4 protein-coding genes are annotated in these 2,681 nt (G+C 35.4%); all 4 read left to right on the forward strand.

Going from position 1 to position 2,681, the window contains the following annotated elements:
* Nucleotides 1–37: 37 nt before the first annotated feature.
* The 4 genes from CWB72_RS11905 (at nt 38) to CWB72_RS11920 (ending at nt 2,183) form a co-directional block, all read left to right on the forward strand.
* Complete coding sequence (locus CWB72_RS11905) at nt 38–400, forward strand: hypothetical protein (RefSeq protein WP_138631639.1); 363 nt, start codon at nt 38–40, stop codon at nt 398–400.
* 122 nt (nt 401–522) lie between these two features.
* On the forward strand, nt 523–1,059 hold the full coding sequence (locus CWB72_RS11910; protein ID WP_138631641.1) for a GNAT family N-acetyltransferase: 537 nt from the start codon (nt 523–525) through the stop codon (nt 1,057–1,059).
* 127 nt (nt 1,060–1,186) lie between these two features.
* On the forward strand, nt 1,187–1,429 hold the full coding sequence (locus CWB72_RS11915; RefSeq protein ID WP_138631643.1) for a hypothetical protein: 243 nt from the start codon (nt 1,187–1,189) through the stop codon (nt 1,427–1,429).
* 457 nt (nt 1,430–1,886) lie between these two features.
* On the forward strand, nt 1,887–2,183 hold the full coding sequence (locus CWB72_RS11920) for a hypothetical protein (RefSeq protein ID WP_138631645.1): 297 nt from the start codon (nt 1,887–1,889) through the stop codon (nt 2,181–2,183).
* Nucleotides 2,184–2,681 lie beyond the last annotated feature (498 nt).

Raw genomic sequence — 2,681 nt, forward strand, 5'->3', positions numbered from 1 at the left:
GAGTCCATCTCATTCGTTATAAGTACATGGAAGTGTCGTGAAATCATCTAACTTAGCTAATCACAATATAAAACTTATCGAGTATTCCAATATTTTGGTTTTAATTGGAGTCATAAGCTTATTAGTAAATATAAGCTTTATTCCATTTCATATACCATCATTAATTGCTGGTGTACTAATAGGTATTTTTTGGGGCTTGTGTTTACCTTGGTTTTGGAAAAAAGATTTAAGTTTTTCTAATTCTCTTGTAACTATTTTTGTCGTGGTCACCGCATCTATCTACTTAAATAAAACAATAGATTTATATGCTAGTTTTCAAATGCTTTCAATTTTAATTTTTACATCTGGTTTGATTTGGTATTTACAAAAAAGTAAATTAATAAAGTATCTTATGGCGTAAGGTACTTATAACAATCGCTTAAACAAGGACGCAAAACAGCAGGCTTGCGCTCCTTCGTCGCTAATTTTAGCCTGCTTATTTTGCGCCTGTTAAGGCGGACGTTATATATCAAGGGAAAGCCAGTGCAAATTGAAACCCAAAGGTTAACTTTAAAACTAATTAGTAAAGATGACTGGGAGCTTTTTGAGGAACTTCATCAATCAAGTGAAGTTCTAAAATATGTCAGCGATCCATTTAGCGAATCAGAAATAAATGAACGTTTTAATTCTCGTTTAGGTGAATGGGAAAAGACATCTAACCATTGGTTAACTTTAACAATTATTGAAAAAGCAACTGAGAATAAAATTGGGGTAACTGGTTTTTACCCCGAGTGGAAACCATACCAACAAGCTGAACTTGGTTTTTTACTAAGTCCAGAGTATCAAGGCAAAGGATATGGCAAAGAGTCAACTATGGCCGTTATTGAATATGCCTTTAACCAATGTAACTTCCATAAAGTGATCGCAACTGTAACCGAAGGTAACTACCCCTCTTTTAACTTATTAAAATCGTTGGGGTTTACTCATGAGGGTACAATTCGAGATAACTTTAAATTAGGTGGCAATTGGTACAATGATTTAAAGTTAGGATTACTTAATCATGAGTACAATGCTATATAACAAGCGCATAAACGCATGGACTAATAAAGCTTGACTTGGTTCGTGCCTCACCAATTATAGTCAAGCTTTATTAGCCCGTTATGCGGGCGTTATATTTACTTTTAGTTGGGAGCGTTAAGGAAGCAATATGCCAATAAAAAAATGGTTTTTTCAATATATCATAGCTTTACCACCAATTTTTGTCCTACTATCAAGTGTTCAATATTTGAAGGGCAGGGGTCTAGAATACTCTATTGAGTTCGGTGTATTTTGGGCATTAATAACAGTAAGTATTGTTGCAATTACGCGTGTTTACTATTACCGAAAAAACATTAATTGTACCGTTTGTAATGACTTGCCAAATAAAAATCAAAAGCATGGTGGCGAGTAAATATAACAAGCCACTAAACTAGGACAAAATTAAATAAGCTCGTCGCTTCGCTCGATTTTAGCTTATTCAATCTTGCCTGTTAGCTAAGCGTTATGCGCCATTTCAATTAACTGAATATAAATCGGTTTTTTCCTCAAGTCTTTTCTTCAAATCAGCTTTTAGGTACAGTGGTGCAATTAAGTTTTAAGTTGGTCTTGGCTTTTCGTTTTTCAATTTAAGCTGTGACCAGAAAGGTCATTCACCAGTCGAACGCTTCTTTGCAATTTTGAGCTTGGTGAGTGTTTTTATAAATAAAAGTTTAGCTCGCTGGTGCAGGCGCAAGAGCTTTAAAAGCGTTGTGTAAACGCATAACAAGGCGCTAAACTAGGACAAAATTAAATAAGCTTGTCGCTTCGCTCGATTTTAGCTTATTCAATTTTGCCTGTTAGCTAAGCGTTAGAGTTACTCAAGGTTCAGAGTGAAAGACAAAGCTAAAAGAATTATCATTTCAGCAGTAATAATTATATTTGCCGTAGTAAGTTCATTAACTGTGACCTTATGTGGAGGCACATTCACTCAAAATAGGTTAGGTACAGGTTCTTGTTCTTTTGCCCAAATTGAGTTCACTGGTTTTGCTTCTCCATTTCAATACCAAACAGAGTTTATGGCTGTCACTGTTCTATTGATAATTATGCTATTAATTGTTTTGGCTTGGTTTGTTTTTCACAAATTATTTGGTAAACGTAACTCTAACAAGCAATTAAACAGGGATTAAAAACAGCGGGTTCTTCGCTTCGCTCGATTTTAGCCCACTATTTTTAACCCGTTAATCGAGCGTTATGCGTCACTTTAAATCGCTGTCTTTAATGCAGTTTTTACTTCAAGCCTTTTCTTCAAATCAGCTTTTAGGTACAGTGGTGCAATCGTGTTTTAAGTAGGTCTTGGCTTTTCGTTTTTCAATTTAAGCTGTGACCAGAAAGGTCATTCACCAGTCGAACGCTTCTTTGCAATTTTTGGTTTGGTGGGTGTTTTTTAATTTTAAGTTTGGCTTATTAGTGCATGCGCAAGCGCTTTTAATTTTGAGTGTCAACGCATAACAAGGTCGTCAACGCGGACAAAAAACTGTTGGCTGTTGCGCTTCGCTTCACATTTTAGCCAACAATTCTTTGCCGGTTACAACGGCGTTATGTTTAGGACTTACCCATAAAAAGTAGACACCATCTATAGTTAGATAGAGGTGATTTATGAGTCAAAAAAAGCAAAAGCAATCCTA

Source organism: Pseudoalteromonas phenolica (assembly GCF_005886345.1).
Lineage (GTDB): Bacteria > Pseudomonadota > Gammaproteobacteria > Enterobacterales > Alteromonadaceae > Pseudoalteromonas > Pseudoalteromonas phenolica_A.